Source organism: Streptomyces sp. NPDC048171, from assembly GCF_043202655.1.
Taxonomy (GTDB): domain Bacteria; phylum Actinomycetota; class Actinomycetes; order Streptomycetales; family Streptomycetaceae; genus Streptomyces.
Map to the genome: position 1 here is coordinate 36,192 of NZ_JBIDAU010000013.1, position 24,835 is coordinate 61,026.

Genomic DNA, 24,835 nt, shown 5'->3' on the forward strand with positions numbered 1-24,835 from the left:
ATGGCCCACACGTGTCCCTCAGGCTTCGCGGACAGCCCTGAGGACGAGCCGCTCGGCGTCCTCGTCGTAGGGGCGTCCGTCGAACCCGCCGAAGACCTCCACCCGGCCGAACCCCGCCTCCTCGGCCATCCGCCGCAGCTCCACCGCGCTGTACACGAACCACGTCAGGGTCGCCCGCGTCACCCGTTCGCCCCGGACCAGCACCCACTCGCTGCGCAGCCGCGCCCACTCGTCGAGCACGGTGTCGGTCTGCACCATCACGTCCTCGCCCCGCCGCACCACCTTGGGCGGGGTGACCCTGCGGGCCAGGAGTTCCTTACCGGCGAGGTCCAGGACGAGCATGCCTCCGGGTGCCAGACAGGTGTGCATGGTGCGCAGCACGCGCGCGTTGTCGGCGGGGTCCTCGAAGTACCCGAAGGAGGTGAACATGTTCAGGACCACATCGAAGCCGCCGGGTTCGCTGTACTCGCGTGCGTCGGCCCGCACGTACGTCACGTCGGCACCGGCCTCGGCCGACCGCTTGCGCGCCCGGTCCAGCATGGCCGGGCTCAGGTCGACTCCGGTCACCCGGTGACCCCGGCGGGCGAGCGGCACGGTGAACACCCCCGGCCCGCAGCACAGGTCCAGGACACGTGCCCCCTCGGCGAGGGCGAGCAGGGGAGAGGTGTCGAGCAGTTCCTCGGCCTGCTCGTAGCGCTGCTCGGAGAAGAGGAAGTCGTGGAACTCGGTCCAGAAGTCATCGTCCTGGAATCCGCCGGTGCGTGCCATCGTGCGTCAGCGCTCCTTCACGGTCGTCTTCATGGTCGTCGTCGGGGACAGGGCGGCGCGCCGCGCGGTGGCGCACCGTGAGCAGCAGAGGGGGAAGGAGCAGACACTGGGCGGCTGCCAGCAGCCAGAACCAGCCGGTGTGTCCCGCCCGTTCGCCGAAGCCGTACGCCTGCCCGCCCAGCACGCCGCTCGCGCAGGCGCCCAGGCCCGCCGCCAGCCGCTGTTGGCCGAAGACCACTGCGTCGGAGCGCGGACTGCGGCGCAGTGCCTCCAGGTCGTTCTTGAGGAACAGCACGATGTCCCCGAGGGTGATCAGCGCGCCGCCCGCCAGCAGCGCCGCCCGGGTGCCGGCCGCCAGCACGGCCATGCCCGCGGCCAGGCCCGTGAACCCGACAGCGAGGGCGAGGGCGTACGGCATGCGCCGGATCAGGTCCGACGCGAGCGGCTGGACGACGATGACCAGCGTGAAGCAGAGCAGCAGCACCATGCTGTAGAACGTGCCGGAGGCACGCTCGACGGCGTACACCGCCAGGAAGTGCTGGAAGTGGAAGTAGAGGTAGAAGGCCAGCGCGTTGGCGGCGAACGGCAGGAGTGCCAATCCGGCCAGGAGCCCCGGGGAAGCCGTCCCCCGCGACGCGGTTTGGCCCCCGCCGTCCGCGCCGTCGCTCCCCGGCAGCCGCGCGTGCCCCGCCGTGACCGCGAGGAACAGCGCCGTGACGGCCGCGAACAGCCAGCCGGGCGACGACAGGACGAACGGTCCGGCGATGAGCGGGCCGACCGCCATCCCGGCGTTGAGCGCCGCGTTGCCCGCCGCCAGGAAGGCCGGGCGGCGCTCGTCCTCGACACCGTGCACCAGGTACGCCTTGTTCGCGGGCAGGTACAGCGCGGCACCGCAGCACGTCAGCACCAGCGCCCAGATCGCGAGGGGCGGCCAGCGCAGGGCCGCCAGGAGCCCGGCGAAACCGGCGGTGCGTACGACGAGTGCCCACACCATCGTGCGGCGCAGCCCGATCCGGTCCGAGAGGGCTCCGCCGACGATGCCGCCGGAGAACTGTACGAGCGACGCCGCGGCCAGGACGAGGCCGACCGTGCCCAGCCCCATCCCGAGCCGCTCGTGGAGGAACACTGACATGAACGGCAGGACCATGAAGCTGCCGAGCGGAATGAGGAACGAGCTGAGCAAGAGGAACCGCAGCGGACCGGTGAGCGGGAACAGCGAGGCGCGCGGGCCGGGTCCCCGGGCGGTGCGCTCACCCACCGGGCGCGTCCCGGCCGGCCGGGACGGTGCGTACCCGCAGGGCGTTGGCGGCGGCCACGGCGCGGTGGGTGGCGAGTTCGGCGGTCTCCGCCTCCGCGTACACGATGCCCGCGTATCCCCGGCTGTCGCCCAGGTGCTCGATGAGGTCGCCGGCCTGCTTGGTCGGGTACCAGGCGGGATCCCCCGGCATGCCGGTGAGCCGGTCCAGCCCGGCGACACCGGTGAACACGCCGGGAACGGCCGGGTAGCCGAGGACGAAGGCGACGGCCGGACCGCCGGGAAGGTCCACGTCCATGAGACCGGGGCGGCGGCCGAGCGCTGCCTCGACCATCGCCTCGTACACGTTCACGCCGAGGCTCCGGCACAGGCCTTCTCCGACCAGCGCGCCTCCGATCCTGGGGTTGACCTCCACCACTTCCGGGCCGTCGGCGGTCAGCACGAACTCCACGTGTGCGAAGCGGTCGGTGTAGCCGATGGCTTCGAGGACCCGGTCGAGCCAACGCTCCAGAGACGCCGCCTGCGGCGCGGGAAAGGCGACCGGGAAGGCGGTGATCTCCTCCCGGAAGTGCGGCTCCGGCGACATCAGCCGGCTGGACACCCCCAGCAGCCGGGTCCGGCCCGCCCAGGTGAGCGTCTCGGCGCTGTACACGGGGCCGCTGAAATAGGGCTCCGCGAACAGGCGTCCCTTCAGCTCCCGCCCGGACGCCTGCGCCAGCGCCGCGTCGAGTTCGCCCTCGTCGCGCACCAGCCACACGTTCTGGCTCCCGGTGCCCGCGGTGTCCTTGAGGACGAGCGGCAGCCCCGCCTCCTTGAGCAGCAGCCCGCGAGCCTCGCGGTCCGGGTCGGCGCTCTCGACGGCCCTCGCCCGGGTGAGACCCGCATCGTGCAGCCTGTTGCGTACGGCGGCCTTGTCCCGGGTCAGCCGCAGTACGGCGGGGTCGAGACCGGGCAGAGCGAGGCGTTCGGCGAGAGCGGCGCCGCTCAGGGTCCAGGTGTCGGTCGAACTGATCAGACCGCCCAGCCGAGGGGTGCGGTGGAGCAGAGCGGCGACCCGCTCCACGTCGAAGGTGTCGGTCACGACGACTTCGAGGGCGCCGGCGGGCAGCCGGTCCAGTTCGTAGGCGTAGTAGGCGGGATCCCGGGTGAGGAGCACCAGGCGCTCACCGAGCCGGTCGGCGGCGCGGACCAGATGGCCGAGGCCGAAGGTCAGTGACTCCAGGCAGGCCACGGTCATGCGGCACGCTCCTTCCGGTCGGCCGGGCAGCCGGTGCGCTGCCACGTCATCCTCGACCAGGGCATGGCCATCTCCTCCGGACTGCGGACCTCGACGGGTTTCAGCGCAGCCGGTTCCAGAGCCTCGGAGTGCCTGGCGAAGACGCGCTCCACGTACCGGTGTCCGGTGTCGGCCCCGATCACCAGGTGCAGCCGGTCGGGATGACGGCGGCTCTCGTACGTCGCCGTGAGGTAGCCGGCACCGGTGGACAGCCCGGCGAACACCGCGTGCTCGCGCAGCAGGGCGACGGCACCGGACATGGCGTGGGTGAAGTCCAGCCAGTGCACGGTGTCGTAGAGATGGTGCCGGACGTTGTCGAAGGCGATGGACGAGCCGATGCCGGCGATGATCGCCTCGGGATCGTGATGGTCCTGGCTGCCGAAGGTGACGCTCCCGAAGGGCTGGACACCGACCAGACGCACCGAGGGGTTCGAGCCGCGCAGGCGCTCGACGATGCCGCCGGTCGAGGCTCCGGAGCCCACACCGCCGACCACGGTCAGCGGCGTGTCCGGGAACTCCGCCGCGATCCGGTCGGCGACCTCCTGGTAGCCGAGGTAGTGGACGTCGTCGTGGTACTGACGCATCCAGTGGTGACCTGGACGCTCGGCGAGGATCTCGCGCACCCGTCGCACCCTCAGTTCCTGGTCGAGCTTGAGGTTCCGCGACGGTCTGACCTGTTCCACGGTGCTGCCGAGGACCTCCAGTTGGGCGAGGGTGGTGGCGTCGACGGTGGTGGACGCGACGATGTGGCACCGCATGCCGTACCGGTGGCAGGCCAGGGCGAGGGCGTAGGCGTAGATGCCGCTGGAGCTGTCGATCAGGGTCTGCCCCGGGCGGACGGTGCCCCGCTCCAGCAGATGGCGGACGGCGGCCAGAGCCGAGTAGATCTTCATCGACTCGAACCGCAGCAGGACCAGCCCGTCGCTGAGCCGTACTAGGTCCGGGGCTTTCAGGGCGTCGGCGATGTGGGGGTGGATCACCCGTAGCCTCCTTGGGCGAAGGTGCACTGGTGGCCGATCGAGCGGAAGAACGCGGAGAGGTCGGACTTGACCTGGGCGCCTGGGCGCGAGGCGAAGAGATAGCCGGCCAGGCAGCCGGTGTGGGCGACGAAGACGCCGTCGGCGCCGAACCGCTCACGATGGGCTTGCAGGCTGCCGAAGGTGGCCTTGGGCAGCACCTCCTGGGACAACGCGGCGCTGACCGTCGCGGCACGGGCGACGGCGGCCGGGTCACCCGAGTCGAAGCCCTTCACCAGATCGGTCAGACACCGCTGGTACTCCTCGCCGCGGCGCCGGTAGTGGTCCAGTAGCAGAGGAGTGACGGCGGCGGTGTCCACCGTGCCGGGTTCCGTGACGTAGGCGGTGTGGAAGCCGACATCGGGTCCCAGCCGCCGCACCACCCGGTGCCGGCCGCTGAGGTACAGGGCGAACTCGTCGAGGAAGACGCTGTCGGAGCGCTCGATCCGCGCCAGGACGCCGCGGATCACCTCCGTGTCGTACGGCAGGGAGAAGACGCGGAACAGGCAGCGCAGGGTCGCCACGATGTCCGCCGTCGAACTGGCCATACCCACGCCCACCGGCAGTTCGGAGTGGGTGTGCCAGTCACCGGGGGGCAGAGTGAGGCCGTAGTGGTCCAGGAAGAGCCGGGCCGCTTCCGCCGACTTCTTCCCGAGCGGCGGTGCGTGCGGCGGGGGACCGGCCGCCGTCCGCGGAGTGAAATAGACCCACGAGTGGCGGTCCACGGGAAAGGACACCACCGCGATCCCGGGATCGGCGCCGACTCGCGACGGCCCTTGGTACAGCTCACCCAGAGTGCCCTGGCAGACACCGGACACCGTGCCGCCGTCCACGTCCGGCTCCCGGGGTCGGTACGGCAGACGCGAACCGGCTGGGTCCCGCACACCATCCTCCTCCGCACCGGGCCTTGAACGCCGACGGGGAAGGAGGCGCGGCCACCCGTACGACGCACGACGTACGACCGCCCATACCGCCGACCCAGTCCACGAGGTCACGTGCACAGCCCGCGCGGGACGCGGGCGCAGTGGCAGGTCTTCGGACTCGCGGGCACGTCCACCGGAAGGGCGGACACCTACCGGCCGTCTCTTCCCCGGCCCTGACGGGCCCAGTGACATCGACGGCTTCCGTTCCCACTCACCGCTGCGGGACAGCCCCGGATTCGCACCGGGTTCCCTCTTGCGTCGCGCCACCGGGCGCCCGAACGGGCGGGAGGCGCGAACCGACTGCGTTCATCAGCGTAGGGGCGCTCCTACGCCTGCGACAGTGCGGCTTCGACGGTTGTCTTGAATGTGGAGGGCGGGACGAAAAGTGTCCCCCTGTGCGGCTGTGGTGGCGGCTGTGGCCGGATAACGACTCCGGGGAGCGCTGCCCCAACAGCCAGACCCGTTGCCCCACGACACATGCACACCGCCGCCGTGGTGGCCCGTGCCCGGGAGTTCCTGCACGGGGTGAGGTTTGTGCGCCAGTACGCGACAACCAGCAGAATCCGTTCCTCCAGCGGCAGGCTCCTGCTCCTCGGCCGGCCCTTCGTACGGGATCCCCGCCTTCGCCCCACAGCGGTGATCAGCTTGCCGAACTGACGTGAGCTCAGCCCGGTGAACGTGGCTGTCCAGGGCGGCTGGGGCACCGTGATCACACAAACCGCAGCAAGATCGTCCCAGGGGGCGACCGCATGGCACGATGACCGCCATGTCAGGTCAGGTCTGGGTTTCACTCATATCGCTCGGCGGCGTCGCCCTCGGCGGCTCGCTGTCCTACCTCGTCCAGCACAGAACCCAACTCTCGGCGGAACGCGCTGAACAGCAACGGCAGAGGACCGCCCTGTCGGAGGCCCGGCGCGGGGAACGGCTGGCACTGCTGGAGCGGTTCATCGAGGTGGGGGCCGAAGCCGAACGCTTCGCCTTCAGCAGGCCCTCCGAGTGGGCGGACACCGACGACTGGTTCCTCGCGACCCAGGACGTCATGAACAGGCTCTGGGTCACGGAGCGTCTCATCCGCATCCAGTTCCCCCTACCCGTGCACGACGCGGCACGCGCGCACTTCCTCGACCTCAACCGGACGGTGTGGGAGGGCCTGCCCGACGGTGAAAGCGTGCGTGACTACTTGGAGGACAACCGGCTGGCATTTCTGGACGCGGCCCGCGCGGTCATGGGGTAGCACACCGCCGATGTCGGAGATCGTTTACGGGATGTCCCTCAACCGAGGCAGGTGTGGCGGCTGCATGACGAGCAGCTTGTGCCGTCGCTCAACCGAGGTGTCGAGATGGGTGGATGTGGGCCCCCGAATACACGTTCAGGTCGGAATCGCTTTGCCCGCTCTAGCCGTTTACACGCTGGCAGGCGTAGATTTCGGTACCAGTCGTGACGTGATTCTGGACGGGGGCAACGTTGAATCGGTCAAGGGCTTTCTACTGGTGCTCGTGGGCAACTATGTGGCCATTGTTGCCATCGTGGCCACGTTGTGCATTGTCTTCGCTCTGCTGATCCGACACCTATTCAAGCCCGGGGTCAAGCGGGCGACCATATCGATCAAGGGTGTCGACGTCGAGGCGCGAGGGCAGCACATTACCGCTCGGCAAATCATCGAAGAGCACCCCGATGGGATGCGACGGGCGGAGTGGTCCTACGACGGCCCCATTGAGGGGCTTTCCGCGGTACACGAGGTCATCGGTTTTCAGGGCGACCGTATTGGTGCACAGTCACGGGCGGCCATTGAAGGGGCAGTCGTTTGCGGTGTCTGTGGTGATGATTTAAGCACCATCAACGGCACGCTGCGGTGCGGCAGTTGCCCAGGCTACAGGTGACTGACTACTGACTCGACCTGCGCGCGGAAAGGCGGTACTGGCTGGGTGCCCGCCCCCTGCGGATCGTGAGGGGTGGTCAGGTAGTCAGGAGGGAAAACCCTGTACGAAGATAAGGCGCAAGCAAGCTGGAGATCTGCTTCACGTCGCATGCCGTGGTCCGGCAGGTCATCTCGCAGGAGCTCCATGGAGGTTTGCCCGAGCCGCGTTCGCGAACCCGCCCTTGGGAGCGACTTGCCGATGGTTTGCCCGGCCCAACCCAGTAAGTAGCGGTGCCCGGGTGCACTAGGGGGTGTCTGACAATTCCGGTCTGATCAGCGAGATTCGGCTGAGCTGGCAATCCGGAGTGCGCCGATCGGCTGGGGGGACTGGGCAGTGGCTACGAACGGCGGGCCAGTAGATGGGTGTCGAGGAAGCCCCGATCAGAGGATGGATCGTGGAGCAGCCGGGCGAAGGGATCGAGCCCAGCATCGCCCAGCAGTTCGGCGAGGCGATCCACCGGCCAGCTGTAGGCGGGCGCCACCTTGTGGTCGAACCGGACCGGTACTTGTCCGTCGGTCCCGAAGAAGGAGACCAGGAGCAGACCGTTCGGTGCCAGGACGCGTACCTGTTCGGCGAGCAGCTCCGGTAGTTCCCCCGGAGGGGTGTGAATCATTGAGTAGTGGGCCAGCACACCGCCGAGCGCGGCGTCCTCGATCGGCAGGGATTCCATCCGCGCCTCTTGGAAGCGCAGCGCCGGATGGGCCTGCCGGGCGTGGTCGACCATGCCGGGGGCAAGGTCTAGTCCGAAGGCGTCCAGGCCGAGTTCGTGCAGCATGGCTGTCAGATGTCCGGGCCCGCACCCGACGTCCGCTGTCCGCAGGTTGCCCGTCGCGCGCACCAGTTCGGCGAAGGTGCCGATCATGGCCCGGGAGAAAGGCTGTGTTTCCAGCCGGTTTGCGAACAGCGATGCGTACAGCTCGACGACACCGTCGTAGGCCGTCCTGGTCTCGTCCTGATGATTCGCCACGGGCAGGACTCTATAGCCGGGCTGATAATTGATCTTGTGGCAGGTCGAGGCGAGTTGACGGATGCGGCATGGAGGCGGATAGAGCCCCTATTGCCTCAGGTGGACGGACGGGGCCGTCCGTGGCGTGATCACCGGCAGGTGGTCAACGGGGTGCTGTGGCGGCTGCGGACCGCTCCGTGGCGGGATCTTCCCGACCGGTTCGGGCCGTGGCAGACCGTCCACGAGCGGTTCGCCCGTCGGCCCCGCCCCGGGCGGCTCTCCCTGCCCGAGGGCGTAGCGTTCCAGCGGCAGCTCCGCCCACTCCTCCAGCGGAAACCGGGCCAGCACCTGCTTCTGCTCGTCCTCGGCGGCCGACTCGGCCTCCGTTACGGAGCCCCTGTCGAACTTGGCCACGGCCGCGTGCACATCCAACCCACCCGTCATACGAGCCATCATGCCGGAACGGTCGGCAACGGCCATTTCACAAGCCGAGGTTGAGCACCCTTCTGACGACCCGGGCACGACGTGCACTCCACTTGGCATACGAGGGAGAGACTGAGCCACCTCTGGGCGCGCGGGTGTGGTCCGGTCCGGGGACCTGCCGCACGGATGACAAGGGCTGGAGGCGCCGGCATCGGCACACAGGTAGGGAGTCTTGCCGTCGGACTGAAGCGCCGTTCCTCACAGTCCTCAAGTCCAAGCGGATGTCCGCTGTAAAGTGAAGGCCGCCCTTGACCTGTATCAGACAGGCAGGGAGCAGATGATTCGGGAGCCACTCCATGTTCCGTACCATGTTCAAGTCCAAGATCTAGCATCTGGGCGTTTGTGCAGGTCAGAGGCATAGTAGGGCCGCTCAGGTCAGCAATTGGTCAGCATCGGGTGCGAGGGCGTCCTGGGTTGCTGACCTGGTGATGCCGCGGCCGGGGCCTGGGTGCAGAAGGTGCGTCGCGTGGCTCGTCAACTCGCCTGCGGTATGGAGTCGTTCTCCAAGGGCTGCGGCTGTGCCAGGCCGACGCGATGCCCGCACCCATACACGATCCGTTTCCGCAGCGGTCTGGGGAAGCAGGTCGAGGAGGGCGGGTTCGGCACGCAGGATGACGCCTTCGATGGCCTCACGCAGATCTATGCGGAGAAGAAGCGCGGCGCCGTCTGTCGCGGAAGCGCGCCGGGAGCTGGGGCAGAAGACGGTCGCGGAATTACCTGAAACAGGCTCTGGCTGGTGGGCCTGTGGTTCGCAAGCCGCTACCCGGACACCGACGTCGCCCACAAGAACCTGCGGCTGTACGTGGAACGGCTGCGGGACATCGTCACGGGCGTCGCCCGCGGTGACCTCCCGCAGTAGGGGGCCGGTTCAGAAACTGACCGACTGGAGGGCGCCCAGGCCCACGTCCGCGTACGAGTGCTTGCCGGAGACGAAGATGTTGACGCCGTAGTAGTTGAACAGCCAGCAGCCGAAGGCGATCAGGGCCAGAAAGGCGGCCTTGCGGCCCTTCCAGCCGGCGGTGGCGCGGGCGTGCAGGTAGCAGGCGTAGGCAACCCAGGTGATGAAGGACCAGGTCTCCTTGGGGTCCCAGCCCCAGTAGCGGCCCCAGGCGTCGCCCGCCCAGATCGCGCCCGCGATGATCGTGAACGTCCACAGCGGGAAGACGGCGGCGTTGACGCGGTAGGCGAACTTGTCGAGGGAGGCGGCGGAGGGCAGCCGGTCCAGGACCGAGTTGGCGAAGCGGCCGGGCGTGCCGCCGGCGGCGAGCTTGCTCTCGAAGTTGTCCTTGAATAGGTACAGGATCGTGCCGACAGCGCCGACGTAGAAGACCGCGCCGCAGAAGATGGCAGTCGAGACGTGGATGTACAGCCAGTACGAGTGGAGGGCGGGCACCAGCTGGTCGCTGGCCGTGTACAGGACCGTGACGGCGAGGCCGAGGCCGAGCAGGACGGTCGTGGCCAGCGGCAGGCCGAGCCAGCGGACGTTCTTTCGCAAGGCGAGCAGGACAAGGTACACGCCGACGGCGACCGTCGTGAGCGTGATGTTGAACTCGTACATGTTGCCCCACGGCGCCCGCTGCACCGACAGGGCGCGACAGACCACGCCACCCGCCTCGATGGCGAAGGCGAGGACGGTCAGTGAGATGGCGATGCGTCCGTAGAGGTCGCCCTTCTCGGTGCCGCCGTGCGCGCCGGGACCGTCGGGCACGTCACGGGAGCCGGAGGCGGAGCGCACCACGACCTGCGGCCGTTGCAGTACGGCGGTGCCCCCGGCCTTCTTCACGGTGACGGCCGGGCCGGACGCCGCCTTGGTGGCTGCGCCGGCGGTGAGTGCGGCGGCGGTACGGCCGACCTTGCTGCGGCTGCCGAAGAGCCACTCGGTGATGTACGCGAAGAAGGCCAGGGTGTAGACGGCCATCGCGGAGTAGATCAGCGTGTTGCTGACGTTCGCGAGATGCTCGTTGGTCGCGGCGGCGAGATTCACTTCTTCTCAGTCTCTTCGGCAGTGACGGCGTGGGTGTCGGGGGATTCGGGGATGGCGCGGTTCTCGGGGTTCTTCGGCGCGGCGGGCGCCCCCGGCCCGGTCCTGTTCCTGGAGGACGAGGAACCCGACTGCCCTGCCCCCCCGCAGCACTGGCGCGATGCCAGGAGCCGATTCGGCGGCGTTCTCGCCGGTCGACGCAGCTCTCTGCCACGCCTTCCCGTTCGGCCTGCCGAGATCGGCTCCCCGCAGCGCTGCCCTACTGGGCACCCTTGTCGGCGTGCCCTCCAAGCCGCTGTGCGACCCGCTCGGCTGTCTGCTGGCCCGTAAGCACGGCGCCGTTCATGGTTCCGGCCCACTCGCCGGCGGTTTCTACCCCGGCCCAGTGGATGCGCCCGTGAGGCTCTGTGAGGGCGCTGCCGTAACTGACGGATGCATAGGGGGCTACAGCAGGGTTCGGCCCTCCCGGGGCGAACGGTTCGGACGCCGGGCCCCAGCAGTGGTCCACGTAGTCGATGGGGGTGCTCGCCTGAGCGCCGTACAACCCGACGAGCTGGTCGATCACCCGGCGACGTCGATCCGCCGAGTTGAAACCGTCGAATACGCGAGGGTCGCAGAAGGCCATCAGGACGCCTGGTCCGCTGTCATCGGGCGAAACGTCGAAGGTGATGAAAACGGTCCCGGTGTCGGTCAGTGCCTCACCCGAAAGCCCGCTGCTCCGCCAGAAGGGCTTCTCGTAGGCGACGAACGCCTTGCTCAGTGTGCCCAGACGCCAGGTCTTCGCGAGCCCTTCCGCCTTGTCGGGCAGGGCAGGCTGGAAGTCGATGTCGGCGCGGTGCGAGGGGGCGGCGGTGACGATGGCGTACTTGGCGTTGATCACTTTCGAGTCGGTACTGACCGTGACGCCGCTGTCGTCCTGGGTGATTCGTCGAACAGGGGCACCGACGACAACCCTGTCGCCGAGTTGCTCGGCGAGCCTCACGGCGATCTCCTGAGTGGTTTCGGTGATTCGCTCCTCTTGCTGACCGCCCTCGACGCTGAGCATGTGCTCCACGCCCCCTGCAGCGCGAATGTAGCGCAACGCGTGCAGCAGAGAGACATCCCCCGGGCTGCAGCCCCACTGCACCTTGGTGAGGATGGTCATCAGCGCCCGCGTGCTCGTTGTCGCCTGCTGCTGGTCGAGCCATTCTCCGAACGAGACCGCGTCGAGCCGGCCGGCGTCCGGGGATTCCCATGCCGCATCGACGTTGATGGTCGAAGTCAGTTCCGCCACCGCCATCTGAATACGGGCCAAGTCTTCCAAGGCTTCAGGTGAGACCTCGGGAAAGGTGCCGGTGTAGGTGCTGCGCTGTCCGTCCATCCACAGGACGTTGTGGCCCTCGTCGAACTGACTGGTCGTGGTGCACCCCAACCGGCTCGCGAGGTCTCGGATCGCAGTGTGCCGCTGTGCGACCCACGTTGCCCCGAGGTCGACCTTGACCCCGGCCACTTCGCCTGAGAACGCTCGGCCTCCGACGCGGTCGCGACCTTCCACGACCAAGACCGACACCCCCATGTTCCCCAGCCGTTCTGCGGCGGTCAGGCCGGCGAAGCCGGCGCCGACGATCACGACGTCGACTGCTGTTTCCTCGGTTCCGCCCTTAAGAGAGTTCGACATGCTTTCCTCCTTCACTCACGCGGTCTGCGTATTGTGGGATGTATTGGGTGAACGGGTCGGTAAGAGATTTCTAGACTGCTGTATGCCGCGCCAGATATGGTGACGTGCCACGCCTGAATCCGCGGCGCCTATGCCAGTTTCCGACTCCTCCTTGGTCGCGGTTCCGACGTTTCCACCGTCCCAATTGTGGAGTCCGGCTGCAACAGAAAAGTGCACCTGTTTCGATCGGGGCGAGTGCACGATGCACCGATTCCCTCCTGAGTACGCAGCATCGCCGATTGACGGGCGATGTGGCACGTCATACCTCGCCACGCCCGAAGCCTGTGGCTTCATTCGAACAATTCGGCGATCGTGAAGTTGCTCGCCGTCCGGTCTCGTAATCGAACACCGGCTTCGGCTGATTTCTGATCCCTCGGAAAAGTCAAAACAGAATTGAGTGGCTGCCCTGTCGGCGCGGGGTGGCCGAATAATCCGGGTCGGCTGCGTCGTGCCTGGTGATCCGGACTCCACCCCGCCGTGCTCAGGGGGTGAGTACGAGGCGGATCGGGTCTCCGATCTTCTTCTCCAGCCGGGCGACGGCGTCCGCGGCTTCGGCCAGGGGGACGTGGGCGCTGACGGAGGGGCCGAGGTCGATCCGTCCGGCGGCGGCCAGCGCGACGAGCTGTTCCACGTGCTCAGGTTCGGAGCCGTAGTGTCCGCGGATCTGCCGGACGTTGAAACAGAAGTCGATGCTGTCGGCGACGCTGACCGGCTCCGGGGTGAGGCCGGCGAGGACCAGGACGCCGTTCGGGCCGAGCACGGTGCCGGCCTGGGCGCGGGCAGCTCCTACGCCGGCGAAGTCGAAGGCGACGTCGATGCCCCGCCCTGCCGTCGCCCTGCGCACCGACTCGGTGAAGTCTCCGGCCGTGGGGTCCAGCGCCTCGTCGGCTCCGAACAGGAGGGCGCGCTCTCGGGCCGAGGGCAGCGGGTCGACGGCGATGACTGGGGCGGCTCCGGCCAGGCGGGCGAGCCGGATGCCGTGGGCGCCGAGACCTCCGGCTCCCCAGATGCCGACTGCCTGCGCGGGGCGGACCGCGCCGGTGTCGACGATCGCGGCGTACGGGGTGGAGACGGCGTCGGGGATGATCGCGGCCTGGTCGAACGGCAGGTGGTCCGGGATGGGGAGCAGCGTGTCCTCCCGGGCGAGGGCGTACTGCGCCCAGCCGCCGTCGTAGTCCACTCCTCGGGTCAGAGGCCGGCGGCAGGTCATGTAGCGCAGGCAGTCGGCGCAGTCACCGCACGCCTGACCGGCCTGTAGTACGACGCGCAGGCCGGGGGTCCAGTCGCCCTTGACACCGGGGCCGACGGTGTGGACGACACCGGCCACCTCGTGGCCGGGGGTGAGGGCACCGGAGTCCTTGACGGTGTCCACGGGGTAGAAGGGGCTCAGGCTGCCGTCGATCAGATGGATGTCGGACAGGCAGACGCCGGCGGCCCGCACTTCGACGAGGACTTCGCCCGGGCCGGGAACCGGGATCGGGACCTCTTCGACGGCGAAGGTGCGGGTGTCCAGGCGAAGCCGCCCGGCCAGCATGGTGTTCATGCGCAAACCTCGATGTGCTCGGGAAGAAGCGCACGCCTGCAGCTCAGACGCACGACATGGTCACATGACCATGTCGATTAACCGTGTCTCTTGACGAGGTCGCCTGTCAAGCGGCTGCCGCCGGACGTTCGTATCGGATTCCGGGTTCCCCAGTCGCCTGTGTCCTTCGATACAGTCACCTGACATGTTCGACTGACAAAGTCGTGTGTAGATTGGTTGGTGACCGCTGGAGAGAAACGAAAGGCACGCTCATGACTCAGGTGTCCGTAGGTGCGGCGCGGGCGATCCCCGAGCGCCCCCCGCTGCCCCTCGTAGGCCACGCGCTGAACCTTCCTGCGGGCGCGGACTTCCTGGCCTACCTGCTGAAGGAGTTCAGGGAGTTCGGGCCTGTGTACCGGCTGCGGGTCTTCGGGAGGGACACCGTCATGATCGGCGGCCTGGACCTCGTGACCGAACTGTCGGACGAGACCCGCTTCCGCAAGCACGTTCACGCCGACCTGGTCGAGGTTCGGGCCCTGGCCGGGGACGGTCTGTTCACCGCGTACAACCACGAACCGAACTGGCGCAAGGCCCACGACGTCCTGATGCCCGCGTTCTCGCTCGGCGCGATGCGCAGCTACCACGCCCCCATGCTCAAGGTCGCCCGCTCACTGATCGGCAAGTGGGACCGGCTCGCCGGGGTGCAGTCGGTGGATGTCCCCGACGAGATGACCCGGCTGACCTTCGACACGATCGGTCTGTGCGGCTTCGGCTACGACTTCCAGTCCTTCCGGCGCAACGAGCTGCATCCGTTCGTCGACGCGATGGCCCGGGCTCTTGTCTTCGCCCAGGAGAAGGGCGAGTCCATGCCGGGCTCCGAGTTCTTCAAGAGGAAGAAGGTCGAGCAGTTCCGGAGGGACGTCGACCTGATGACGGACCTCGTCGACGAGGTGATCAAGGAGCGCCGTGCCTCCGGCGACACCAGCACGGACGACCTGATGGGGCTCATGCTGCACACCGAGGACCCCGCCACCGGCGAGCTGCTGGACGACGTCAACATCCGCCACCAGGTGATCACCTTCCTGATCGCCGGCCACGAGACCACCAGCAGCGCGCTCTCCTTCGCCCTCTACTACCTCACCAAGCATCCGGAGGTGCTCGCCCGGGCCCAGGCCGAGGTGGACGCCTTGTGGGGTGACGTCGACGACCCGGATCCCGGGTACGGCGACATCGGCAAGCTCACCTACATCCGTCAGGTGCTCAACGAGAGCCTGCGGCTGTGGCCGACGGCTCCCGCGTTCGCCGTCGAGCCGATCGAGGACACCGTCATCGGCGGCAAGTACCCCGTACGCAAGGGCGAGTCGCTGATGGTGATCACCTCGGCCCTCCACCGTGACGCGGCCTGGGGGGAGAACGTCGAGCTGTTCGATCCCGAGCGCTTCACCCCCGAGCGGGAGGCGGCCCGCTCGGTCCACGCCTTCAAGCCGTTCGGCAACGGCGAGCGGGCCTGCATCGGCCGCCAGTTCGCGCTGCACGAGGCCACCCTGCTGCTGGGCCTGCTGGTGCACCGCTACCGTCTGATCGACCACACCGACTACCAGCTGAAGATCAAGTCGACGCTGACCATCAAGCCCGACGGCTTCAGCCTCCGGCTCGCCCGCCGCACCAGCGACGAACGGCGCCTGCCCGCCGTGACGACGGTGGACGCCCTCGCAGGCCGGACCGCCACCGTGACGCGCCGTGCGAGCGGCACCGCGCTGACCCTGCTGCACGGATCCAACCTCGGCACCTGCGCCGGTATCGCCCGCGACCTCGGCGGTGACGGCGAGGAGCACGGCTTCGCCCCGTCCGTCGCCGCCCTCAACGAGTACACGGAAAGGCTGGCCGGTACCGAGGGCCCCGTCGTCATCGTCGCCGCTTCCTACAACGGCCGCCCCACCGACGACGCAGCCGAGTTCGTCGCCGCTCTGGAGAACCTCGCCCCCGGCTCGCTCACCGGCTTGCGGTACGCCGTCCTCGGTGTCGGCGACCGCAACTGGGCGGCGACCTACCAGCGCATCCCCACCCTGATCGACGAGCGTCTGGCCGCCGCCGGCGCCGTCCCGCTTCTGGAGCGCGGCGCCGCCGACGCATCAGGTGACTTCGGCGGAGTGGTCGACCAGTGGACGGCGGACCTGTGGACGGTCCTGCTGGACGAGTACGGCGCAGCGGTCGCCGGCGAAGCGGCAGGCACCGCACCGGAGCCGGAAGCGGAAGGGCTGTACGAGCTGGAGGACACCTCGGAGTCGGTCCTCGGCGGTCTCGCCGAGCGCCACGGCGTCCAGCCGATGGAGGTCATCGAAGCGTACGAACTCGTCGACACCGACCACGAACTCGGACGCTCCAAGCGGTTCCTGCGGCTCCGTCTGCCCGAGGGCGTCAGCTACCGCACCGCTGATCACCTGGCCGTACTGCCCAGCAACCCCGAGGCCCTCGTCCAGCGTGTCGCCGACCGCTTCGGCCTCGACCTGGACCGCACGGTCCGGCTGCGCGCCCGCCGTCGGAGTCGGGGCGCGCTGCCGGTCGACCGGCCGCTGACCCTGCGCCGCCTGCTCACCGACTTCGTCGAGCTGCAGGACCCGGCCACCCAGGAGCAGGTCGCCGTGCTCGCCGAGCACACCTCCTGCCCGCCCGAGAAGCAGCCGCTCACCGTCTTCGCCACCGCCGGTGCCGAGTCCTTCCAGGAGCACGTGACCGTCGCGGGGCTCAGCGTCCTGGACCTCGTGGAGCGCTACGGTGCGTGCGAACTGCCCTTCGAACGCTTCCTGGAGATGCTGCCGGTGCTGCGTCCCCGGCACTACTCGATCTCGTCGTCCGCCGCGGCCCGGCCGGGTGAGGCGGACCTGATGGTGTCGCTGCTCGCGGCGCCCCACCGGTTGGGGGAGGGCACCTTCCGGGGCATCGCCTCGCACTTCCTGCAGACGGTGAACGCGGGCGATGTGATCCAGGCCCGGGTCCTGCCGTGCAGCGAGTCCTTCCGCCTCCCCGAGGACACCTCCGTACCGGTGATCCTGATCAGCGCGGGTACCGGCCTCGCGCCCTTCCGCGGCGCGGTCCTCGATCGCCATCACGCCGGCTCGACCGGCACCCTGCTCTGCTACTTCGGCTGCGACCATCCCGACGTGGACTTCCTCCACCGGGAGGAGTTCGAGGCAGCCGAGGCGGCCGGCGCCGTCAGCATGCGCCCCACCTTCATGCACGCGCCCGAGAACGGCGCCCGCTTCGTCCAGGAGCGCATCGTCCGCGAGAGCGAGGAGGTGTGGTCGGTCCTGGAGTCCGACGGGCGCGTCTACATCTGCGGCGACGGCCGCCGTATGGCACCGGCCGTACGGGAAGCGTTCATGGCGCTCTATCGTGAACGGACCGGTGCGAGCGATGAGCAGGCCGTGGCGTGGCTCGCGGCGCTCGTCGAGTCCGGGCGCTACGTCGAAGACGTCTGGGCCGGCTGAGTCTCACGCGTGGGCAGAGACAGACGGTTGGGGGCGCACCTTCCAGGTGCGCCCCCAACCGTCTTCACGTCGTGTCAGGCCGTCGGCACGTCCGGGAGGTCGAGGCTCCCCTTGGCCAGCGCCACGGTCGCGGCGACGAGTGCCCTGAGGCCCGTCCGCTCCGTGGCCTCGTCCGGCACACACAGCAGGACCTGCATGGTGAGTCCGTCGAAGCCGGAGAGGAAGAACCGAGCCACTGTTTCGGGGGACTCGGCCAGTTTCTGTCCCGTCCTGTCCGCAGTTTCGGCGATCACCTGTGCGGTCACCTCGATGACCCGCTGGTAATGGCTCTGCCGGGCCTCGTTGAGCCCGGGCACACGCAGGGCGAACATGGTCAGTTCAGTGAGCAGCTGCTGGTGCGACGTCGGCTCGCGCACGGTGCCCCACAAGGCCCCCGCCAGGGCGCTGAAGGTCCTCTCGAAGCCCGCGTCCTCCGGCGCCGCCCGCTGCACCTGCGCGACCAGCTCGTCGGTGATCTGGTCCATCACCGCCCGGTAGAGATCCTCCTTCGTGCCGAAGGTGTAGTGGACGGTGGCCTGTGCGACGCCGAGCTCCGCGGCGATGGCACGGGTGCTTCCCGCGGCGACGCCCTCCCGGGTCATGAGGTCGATGGCCGCCTTGATCAACTGGGGGCGGCGCTCCGCCGCGGAAACATGAGCCATGCAGTCCAGTGTATCGACTTAGTCGATCGATCAAGTCGCTTCGATCGAGGGCTTCGTCACCGGCCACGCGAACGCCCTGGTCGCACGCGCCTCAGCCGTCAGGCCCGAGCGGTGTCTCGTTGGCTCGGTGGTCGGATCCGCTGTCCGCGGGGAGAGCCTGCTCGGCCCAGATGACCTTTCCCTCACGACTGTGTCGTGCGCCCCAGCGATCGGTTAGCTGGGCCACCAGCAGCAGGCCCCGGCCGCCTTCGTCGAAGATCCGGGCGCGGCGCAGATGCGGGGCCGTGCTGCTGGCGTCGGAGACCTCGCAGGTAAGCGTCGACTGGAGGATCAGGCGGAGCTGGATGGGGCTCTTGCCGTAGCGGATCGCGTTCGTCACCAGTTCGCTGACGGCCAGCTCGGTGGTGAACGACATCTCCTCCAGCCCCCAGGCTGCAAGTGCGTCGGACGTGAAGCGGCGGGCTTCGGATACGGCTGCTGGATCGGACGGCAGGTTGATCGCTGCGACATGGTCGGGATCGAGGGCGCGGGTCCGGGCAATCAGCAGAGCGACGTCATCGGCGGGTCGGCTGGGCAGCAGAGCGGCCAGCAGGTGGTCGCAGGTCTCCTCCAGCGACTCCGGCGCCGAGGTGAGGACATCGTGCAGCGTGGTGAGTGCGACGTCCACGTCACGCGTGCGGTCGGCGATCAGCCCATCGGTGTGCAGCACCAGCAGGCTGCTCTCCCGCAGTTCGAACTCGGTCGTCTCGAAGGGGAGTCCGCCCAGGCCGAGGGGCGGACCGACCGACACCTGGGGCAGCTCGACCACGCTGGAGGTCCGGGTGTCGTCGCCGGTGGTCGAGGGGGGCACCACGGTCGGCGGGACATGGCCGGCACTGGCGACGGAGCACAGACGGGAGACGGGGTCGTAGATCGCGTACAGGCAGGTGGCGCTGGTCTCACCCTCGTCCCGTGACTCCTCGCGCTGCATCCGGATGACCACGTCGTCCAGATGCGTGAGCAGCTCATCGGGCATGAGGTCGATGTCGGCGAAGGCGCGGACGGCTGTGCGGAGTCGACCCATGGTGGCGGCGGCGTGCAGGCCGCGTCCGACCACGTCGCCGACGACGAGCGCGACGCGGGCCCCGGACAGCGGAATCACGTCGTACCAGTCACCGCCCACACCCGCACGGGACCCGGCGGGCAGGTATCGCGAGGCCGCTTCGACGGCCGACTGTTTCGCCGTGTGTCGCGGCAGCAGGGTTCGCTGGAGAGCGAGCGCGGTGGAACGCTCACGGGTGTACCGGCGGGCGTTGTCGATGGACACCGCCGCCCTGGAGACGATCTCCTGCGCGAGCAGGAGGTCGTCGTTGTCGAAGGGGACCGAGGTGCGATGGCGTGAGAACTGGACCAGGCCCAGTGTCTCCCCGCGGGCGTGCAACGCTACGAGGAGAACCGAGTGGAGGCCGAGGGCGCGCAACGCCTGACTGTGCGACTCGGACGGGGCCATCCACACGGGCATCTCGGTCCTGCCGATGCGGTGCAGGACGGATCGTCCGGTGGCCAGGGTGCGAGCCGGTTCCGAGTCGTCGGGGTAGGAATGGGCCTCACCGATGCGGACCAGGGACTCCGGACAGCCGTCGAGGACGGAGCGCTGGGCGACTCGGCGCTGCATCAGAGCCTCCGGTGAACCCGTGCCCGTCTCGTCGAGGGCGGAGTCGAAGAGGTCGACGGTGACGAGGTCGGCGAATTCCTCGGTGCACACCTCCGTCAACTCCTGTGCGGTGCGGGTGACGTCGAGCGTGGTCCCGATCCGCTTGCTCGCCCTGTTGGTGAGGGCGAGTCGGCGCTGGAGGAGATGGTCGCGCTCCTCCTGGTAGGCGGCGAGGACCTCCTCCGAGGACCGGTCCACGTAGTCGAAGCCGATCGTGATCAGTTTCATCGCGGCCAGGTGGATCATGTGCCAGTCGCTGGTGAGGCGGGGAGCTTCGGCCTGGACCATTCCGAGCAGGCTGAGGTGGCCGAGCCGGTAGCCACGCAGGAGTCTGCTCACCGGGATCCCCCGCCGGGCGTAGAGGCGACCTACTTCCAAGGCGGCCGGAGGAACGTGCGCGGCGCCCGCGTCAGGGCGGGTCGCGATGAGGTCCAGAAAGGCGGTGATGTGCTGGACCGTCTCCTCCAGGTTCAGAGCCGCGATGTCCCTCTCCTCCGACAGCTCGGGGAGTTCGCCGGTCAGATGCTGGAGCAGCAGGCCGGCCAGCTCCTCCGCCTGCGGCCTGAGGTGGCGGGCCAGCTGGACAAGGAACGCATCGACGTCGGTCCCCATAGTGCGAATGTACGGGAAGCCCCCGGCGTACGCCCTTCGTGCAGCTGGGGCAGCCCTCACCTGCTTCGAGCCGGGAAGCGACGCGCTCGACCGACCGGCTCACCCGAACGCGCGTCCGGGACGCCTCGAACAGGGGCGCTACTCCAGGCTGGAGAGACAGAACGGATCGGCACCTCCTTCAGGAGATGGTCATAGACAGGACACGAACAACACGGTCGCGGGCCGGGTGGGCCGCCCGGCTGCTCGCGCGGTGCGCCGTGGTGGCGGCAATCACCGCCGTGGTAGTGCTGCTGTTTGCCCTGGGCGGGGGCGGACTGCTCGTGGTCGTAGCCGGGATTCTCGGGCTCGTGGTCTGCGCCGCAGGCATCTGGTGGCTCGTGGCCCGGCGCGGTCTCGCGCGGCTGCTCGGCGCGTTCGTGGCCGTCGCGGCGCCGGCCGGCGTGCTCGTGTTCTATGCACGGAGCGGTCTGTGGCTGATCGCGTTGGTCTCCAGCCTGTCCTGGGCGACGGCGGTGACCTGCGGCCGCACGGCGCTGCACCGAGCGCGGCCGCCCCGGTCGCAGCGGCCCGTACGCGCACGTCCGCCGAGGCGGGCGGTGCTGATCATGAATCCGAAGTCGGGCGGCGGCAAGGTCGGCCGCTTCGACCTCGTGAAGCGGGCGGAGCGACTGGGCGCGCGGGTGATCCTGCTGGACCCGTCAGCCCCGGCCGACGTGGGCGGACTGGCCCGAGAGGCCGTAGAAGACGGTGCCGATCTGCTCGGTGTCGCCGGTGGCGACGGTACTCAGGCACTGGTCGCGGCCGTCGCCGCCGAACACGGACTGCCGTTCCTCGTGATCTCCGCGGGTACCCGCAACCACTTCGCCATGGATCTCGGCCTCGACCGCGCCGACCCGGCCCGCTGCCTCGATGCCCTGACCGAAGGAGAGGAAATCCGGGTCGATCTCGGCGACGTATCCGGTCGTCCCTTCGTCAACACGGTGTCTTTCGGCGTGTACGCGGACATCGTGCAGAGCCCCGAGTACCGCGACGACAAGACGGGCACCGCACTGAAGCTCATGCCGGACCTCCTGGCCAAGGAGGGCGCGCGACGACTCGACGCGCGCGCGGACGGTACCCGGCTCGCGGACCAACAGGCGCTGTTGATCAGCAACAATCCGTACGCTTCGCCCGACGAACTGAGCGGCGGCAGGCGTCGGCCCGTGCTCGATGACGGGGAGCTGGGCGTGATCGGGATCAGGGTGGCGAACGCGGCCCAGGCGGCACAGCTGGCCCTGTGGGGCTCACAGGCGCCGGGGCTCACCGTGACGACCGCGCGGCGGGTCGAGGTTACGGCCGGGGGCCCGCAGTCCCCGCAGACGGGGGGCGGCCAGGAGGCGCAAATTCCGGTGGCGGTCGACGGGGAGGCGCTGTGGCTGCGCACACCGGTCGTGTGCTCGGTACGGCCCCGCGCGCTACGGGTCTTGCTGCCACGCGACCGCCCCGGCGCACCGCCACCAGCGCCCCCGGTCGACTGGCGGAAACTGCTCGCCCTCGCGTGCGGTCCCGTGCGCGGCCAGGGCCCGTGAGTTGCTCGGGTCGGTCCTCAGAGACCGAGGTAGTCGCCCAGGTCGGCGTAGTCGACCTGCCACAGGCCGGGCGAGCCCGTCGGGTACTGGGACCGGAACCCGAGGATGCGCTGGACACGCGGCGAGAGCGTCTTCGCGACCTCCATGCCGACCAGGAAGGGGTACGCCTCCTCGCCGGTGAGGAAGCCCGGATTGAGGGCGAAGGCCAGGGCCCGCCGGTACTCGTCGCCGGTCTGGTTCGCGCCGCCTCCGTGCGCGGTCTTGCCGCTGAACAGAAGGGCGTCTCCGGCGTTCATGATCGCGGGGACTGTCTGCTCAGGAGTTCCACGATCCTCGAAGTCGCTCCAGTGGTTGCTCCCGGGGATGACTCGGGTGGCTCCGTTCTCCTCCGTGAAGTCGGTCAGGGCGATCAGGAAGTTGAGGGTGACCTCTGGACCGTCGGGCCCCATCCCGATGAAAGGGAACCAGTTCTCCAAGTCCCGGTGCAGCATCTGCGCCTGGCTGCGGGGGCCGATCTCGATCACTTGCGCGGTGGTCATCCAGTACGTGCCCGACTCCGGGAGGAAGGTCCGGTCGCAGACCTCGTGGACCAGGGAGTGCTCGAGGATCTCGTTGCGGAACGTGGCGCTGTGCGTGACCAGGTTGGTGAGTCGCTTGGTGTTGCTGCCGTGGAACGCGGCCACCATTTCGTTCTCGTGGGTCGAGCCGGGGCGAAGAGACTGCAGCGGCGGCTCGATCTCGGCGTTGAAGCGGTTCATCTGCTCGTTCGTCAGGAAGTTCCTGACGACGACGCCTCCGTCGCGGGTCAGGAGCGTGAGGATCTCGTCCGTCGGCGTGTCGGTCTCCACCGACGTAAGGGTCTGACGCTGCTTCTGTGTGGTCATGTGCCTTCTCTCCCTCAATGTCCTTGCTGTTCCTGTGGTTGGTGGCGCTACTTTCGCCAGCCACGACCGCCGTCGAGAACGACAGCGAGCACCTGCCTTGCTCGGGCGCGGTGCACGATGCACACGCCGGCGCGGCGCCGCTCTCCCGCGGTTGTCGAGTCAGGAGCCGGCGCCTGTCACTGACTCCGTGCCTCCCTCAACGCCGTGCGCCGGGTTCGTGCGGCCCCCTCCCACGGCCGCGCGCTGCCGAGCCATCCGAGGAGGAAGGCTGCCGGGACGGAGATCAGCCCGGGGGTGTGAAGCGGGATCAGGTTGAAGTCCTGCTCCGGCAACAGCGCGTACTTCGTCCCGGACACCGCGGGGGAGGCGAGGGTCAGGAGTGCGCAGAGGGACAGCCCTCCGTAGACGAGCCACAGCAGCCCTCGGCGATTGAAGCCGGTCCACAGGAAGGAGTAGACGAGTGCGGGGAACACACAGGTGGCCGCGAGACTCAGCGAGAAGGCGAGGAGGAATTCAATGGGGTAGCGGTACAGGGCGGTGGCGAGGAGAAGGCTGACGACGCAGAGCGCGACAACGGACAGTCGCATGACGGCGGGCTCTCCGATGCCGATCCTGGAGCGGCCCTTCTGCCCGAACAGGTCGCGGGCCACGGAGACGGCGGCGGCGAAGGTCACGCTCGCCACGGCTGTGAGGACGGCGAGAAAGGCGACACAGGCCACGAGGACGATGACCACGACCCGGCCCGTGGAGTGGTGGGGGAGGACCTCCGATGCCAGGAGGATCGGGGCTCCCTGTCCCTTCCCGTCGACGACCCCGATCTGTCCGCTGCCCACCACCGCGGCGGCGGCGACACCGGCCGTGATCAGGAGCAGGTAGAAGAGGCCGGTCAGCCCTACGGCGACGCTCGATGAGCGTCGCGCGGCGGACGCGTCCCGACTGGCGCTGACCCGCAGGAGCAGGTGGGGCATCATCGCGGTGCCGAGGACGACGACGATGTGGTCGCTGATCGTGCCGAGCGGACCGAAGTCGGCGGTGTGCGCCCACAGCCCGGGGCTGAGGTAGTCATCCGGCGACATGCTCTTGTCCATGGCGGCCGACAGCAGCGATTCAGGACTCCAGTCGAACAGGCGGAGCGCCAGCAGGGTCAGTGCGGCGAGCGTCGCCAGGGCTATGGGCACCTTGGCGACCTGTATGAAACTGGTGCCGCGCAGATCCGCCACTCCCGCGAAGCATGTGATGAGGAATCCCATCAGTACCGTGCACACCACTTGGGCCGTCTCGGTCGGCATGCCGATCAGAAGAGCGGCGGTGATGCCGCCGGCCCGCAGCTGGACCATGAGCAGGGGTACGGCGATGCACAGCGTCACCACCGCACCGGCGATCCGCGTTCCCGGTCCCTCGGCACGCAGGGCGAACAGCTCACCGAGGGTGTAGCGGCGGGTCGCGCGAATCCTGGAGGCGAGGAGCAGGAAGACACCGAGTGCGAGGGCACTGTCGACGGCGGTCGAGACACCGTCGTACCCGAACAGGGCGATCGCTCCCGGCAACGAGACCAGGATGACGACCGTGATCTGTTCCCCGGCCATCGCGACGCCGTTGAAGACGGGCGGGAGAGACCGGCCGGCGACGTAGAGGTGTTCCGGATCGTCGTCCTGAGTGGCGAGGGTGAAGACCCACAGGAGGCAGAGGCCGATGAAGACGAAGAAGGCGGTGATGACCGCGCCCCTCGCGGCGGGGCCGATGAGGTCGGGCGAGCCGGCGCTCAGGAGGTACGTCGTCACCACGTGCCCCCGACCGAACGAGAGGCAGCGGTCGTCGCCGGGGCAGGCTCGCACGAGGACGCGGCCCGGCTCTCGTACCACCACGTCCCGCCGACGAGGACGAGGAGCTGCGTGAGCGCCCACGCCGTGCCGAGGGTGAGGCGTCCGTACACGGAGACCTCACCGAGGGTTGTGGAGCAGGAGAGCAGGACACCGACGGCGAGCGGCAGGGCGTTGACAGTGACCAGCACTCGTGTGTCACGGGATGAATGCCGGGAGGAAGCGGAGGGCACGAGATCTCTCTCTGAAGATAAGGGAAGACGGACACAGCGCGACGGGTCGTG

General features: G+C 68.8%; 20 protein-coding genes, 2 pseudogenes and 1 riboswitch. Of the genes and pseudogenes, 7 read left to right on the forward strand and 15 right to left on the reverse strand.

Annotated features, from left to right (window positions below; translation table 11 throughout):
- Positions 1-18 precede the first annotated feature (18 nt).
- From ACGF3J_RS32045 to ACGF3J_RS32070, 6 genes and pseudogenes are all read right to left on the reverse strand, one after another.
- The gene (locus ACGF3J_RS32045) at positions 19-768 is read right to left on the reverse strand and encodes a class I SAM-dependent methyltransferase (RefSeq protein WP_393855385.1); all 750 of its coding nucleotides are present in this window, start codon (positions 766-768) and stop codon (positions 19-21) included.
- A complete protein-coding gene (locus tag ACGF3J_RS32050; protein ID WP_393855386.1) occupies positions 737-2,026 on the reverse strand; it encodes an MFS transporter in 1,290 nt (429 codons plus the stop codon). The genes ACGF3J_RS32045 and ACGF3J_RS32050 overlap by 32 nt, the downstream gene beginning before the upstream one ends.
- The gene (locus ACGF3J_RS32055) at positions 2,019-3,260 is read right to left on the reverse strand and encodes an ATP-grasp domain-containing protein (RefSeq protein ID WP_161328571.1); all 1,242 of its coding nucleotides are present in this window, start codon (positions 3,258-3,260) and stop codon (positions 2,019-2,021) included. The genes ACGF3J_RS32050 and ACGF3J_RS32055 overlap by 8 nt, the downstream gene beginning before the upstream one ends.
- Positions 3,257-4,279 carry a cysteine synthase family protein gene (locus ACGF3J_RS32060; RefSeq protein WP_161328572.1) on the reverse strand — a complete coding sequence of 341 codons (1,023 nt, stop codon included), beginning with the start codon at positions 4,277-4,279 and terminating at the stop codon, positions 3,257-3,259. The genes ACGF3J_RS32055 and ACGF3J_RS32060 overlap by 4 nt, the downstream gene beginning before the upstream one ends.
- Positions 4,276-5,199, reverse strand: a complete 924-nt coding sequence (locus tag ACGF3J_RS32065; protein WP_393855387.1) for a hypothetical protein — start codon at positions 5,197-5,199, stop codon at positions 4,276-4,278. Before ACGF3J_RS32065 ends, ACGF3J_RS32060 begins: the two co-directional genes overlap by 4 nt.
- Before the next feature lie 142 nt (positions 5,200-5,341).
- Positions 5,342-5,506: riboswitch (cobalamin riboswitch) on the reverse strand.
- Between the two features lie 256 nt (positions 5,507-5,762).
- Positions 5,763-5,951 (reverse strand): annotated as a pseudogene (locus tag ACGF3J_RS32070) (IS5/IS1182 family transposase); the annotation flags it as partial.
- A 44-nt stretch (positions 5,952-5,995) separates the two neighbouring features.
- Between ACGF3J_RS32070 and ACGF3J_RS32075 the strand changes: the two are divergent.
- Positions 5,996-6,472, forward strand: coding sequence for a hypothetical protein (locus tag ACGF3J_RS32075; protein ID WP_393855388.1), 477 nt, complete (start codon positions 5,996-5,998; stop codon positions 6,470-6,472).
- A gap of 208 nt (positions 6,473-6,680) precedes the next feature.
- Entirely contained in the window at positions 6,681-7,118 is a 438-nt protein-coding gene (locus tag ACGF3J_RS32080; RefSeq protein WP_393855389.1) for a hypothetical protein, read from the forward strand.
- Between the two features lie 376 nt (positions 7,119-7,494).
- Here ACGF3J_RS32080 and ACGF3J_RS32085 read toward each other — a convergent pair whose 3' ends face one another.
- Complete coding sequence (locus ACGF3J_RS32085) at positions 7,495-8,124, reverse strand: class I SAM-dependent methyltransferase (protein WP_030565738.1); 630 nt, start codon at positions 8,122-8,124, stop codon at positions 7,495-7,497.
- Positions 8,125-8,160: 36 nt separating this feature from the next.
- On the opposite strand from ACGF3J_RS32085, the pseudogene ACGF3J_RS32090 reads away from it, so the two are divergent.
- The 3 genes and pseudogenes from ACGF3J_RS32090 to ACGF3J_RS32100 form a co-directional block, all read left to right on the forward strand.
- Positions 8,161-8,361: pseudogene (locus ACGF3J_RS32090) on the forward strand (transposase); the annotation flags it as partial.
- A 691-nt stretch (positions 8,362-9,052) separates the two neighbouring features.
- Entirely contained in the window at positions 9,053-9,307 is a 255-nt protein-coding gene (locus ACGF3J_RS32095) for a hypothetical protein (RefSeq protein WP_393855390.1), read from the forward strand.
- A gap of 15 nt (positions 9,308-9,322) precedes the next feature.
- Positions 9,323-9,445, forward strand: coding sequence for a hypothetical protein (locus ACGF3J_RS32100; RefSeq protein ID WP_393855522.1), 123 nt, complete (start codon positions 9,323-9,325; stop codon positions 9,443-9,445).
- Positions 9,446-9,454: 9 nt separating this feature from the next.
- Here the strand turns inward: ACGF3J_RS32100 and ccsB are convergent, their stop codons facing one another.
- From ccsB to ACGF3J_RS32115, 3 genes are all read right to left on the reverse strand, one after another.
- On the reverse strand, positions 9,455-10,570 hold the full coding sequence (gene ccsB, locus ACGF3J_RS32105; protein ID WP_393855391.1) for a c-type cytochrome biogenesis protein CcsB: 1,116 nt from the start codon (positions 10,568-10,570) through the stop codon (positions 9,455-9,457).
- A gap of 256 nt (positions 10,571-10,826) precedes the next feature.
- Positions 10,827-12,224 carry an FAD-dependent oxidoreductase gene (locus ACGF3J_RS32110; RefSeq protein WP_161326787.1) on the reverse strand — a complete coding sequence of 466 codons (1,398 nt, stop codon included), beginning with the start codon at positions 12,222-12,224 and terminating at the stop codon, positions 10,827-10,829.
- A 520-nt stretch (positions 12,225-12,744) separates the two neighbouring features.
- Positions 12,745-13,806, reverse strand: a complete 1,062-nt coding sequence (locus ACGF3J_RS32115) for a zinc-binding dehydrogenase (RefSeq protein ID WP_393855392.1) — start codon at positions 13,804-13,806, stop codon at positions 12,745-12,747.
- A gap of 251 nt (positions 13,807-14,057) precedes the next feature.
- On the opposite strand from ACGF3J_RS32115, the gene ACGF3J_RS32120 reads away from it, so the two are divergent.
- Positions 14,058-17,273, forward strand: a complete 3,216-nt coding sequence (locus ACGF3J_RS32120) for a bifunctional cytochrome P450/NADPH--P450 reductase (RefSeq protein WP_393855393.1) — start codon at positions 14,058-14,060, stop codon at positions 17,271-17,273.
- A 74-nt stretch (positions 17,274-17,347) separates the two neighbouring features.
- On the opposite strand, the gene ACGF3J_RS32125 is transcribed toward ACGF3J_RS32120, so the two are convergent.
- Positions 17,348-17,974: a TetR/AcrR family transcriptional regulator gene (locus ACGF3J_RS32125; RefSeq protein ID WP_161326790.1), complete on the reverse strand. Its 627-nt coding sequence runs from the start codon at positions 17,972-17,974 to the stop codon at positions 17,348-17,350.
- 91 nt (positions 17,975-18,065) lie between these two features.
- A complete protein-coding gene (locus ACGF3J_RS32130; RefSeq protein WP_393855394.1) occupies positions 18,066-20,279 on the reverse strand; it encodes a SpoIIE family protein phosphatase in 2,214 nt (737 codons plus the stop codon).
- Between the two features lie 185 nt (positions 20,280-20,464).
- Here ACGF3J_RS32130 and ACGF3J_RS32135 point away from each other — a divergent pair, with 185 nt between their 5' ends.
- Positions 20,465-21,847 carry a diacylglycerol/lipid kinase family protein gene (locus tag ACGF3J_RS32135; RefSeq protein WP_393855514.1) on the forward strand — a complete coding sequence of 461 codons (1,383 nt, stop codon included), beginning with the start codon at positions 20,465-20,467 and terminating at the stop codon, positions 21,845-21,847.
- Positions 21,848-21,864: 17 nt separating this feature from the next.
- On the opposite strand, the gene ACGF3J_RS32140 is transcribed toward ACGF3J_RS32135, so the two are convergent.
- From ACGF3J_RS32140 to ACGF3J_RS32150, 3 genes are all read right to left on the reverse strand, one after another.
- Positions 21,865-22,731: a phytanoyl-CoA dioxygenase family protein gene (locus ACGF3J_RS32140; RefSeq protein ID WP_393855395.1), complete on the reverse strand. Its 867-nt coding sequence runs from the start codon at positions 22,729-22,731 to the stop codon at positions 21,865-21,867.
- A 176-nt stretch (positions 22,732-22,907) separates the two neighbouring features.
- Positions 22,908-24,512: a transporter gene (locus ACGF3J_RS32145; RefSeq protein ID WP_393855396.1), complete on the reverse strand. Its 1,605-nt coding sequence runs from the start codon at positions 24,510-24,512 to the stop codon at positions 22,908-22,910.
- Positions 24,509-24,742 (reverse strand): hypothetical protein, encoded by a 234-nt coding sequence (locus tag ACGF3J_RS32150; RefSeq protein WP_125489756.1) that lies wholly within the window; start codon positions 24,740-24,742, stop codon positions 24,509-24,511. The genes ACGF3J_RS32145 and ACGF3J_RS32150 overlap by 4 nt, the downstream gene beginning before the upstream one ends.
- Between the last annotated feature and the right edge of the window lie 93 nt (positions 24,743-24,835).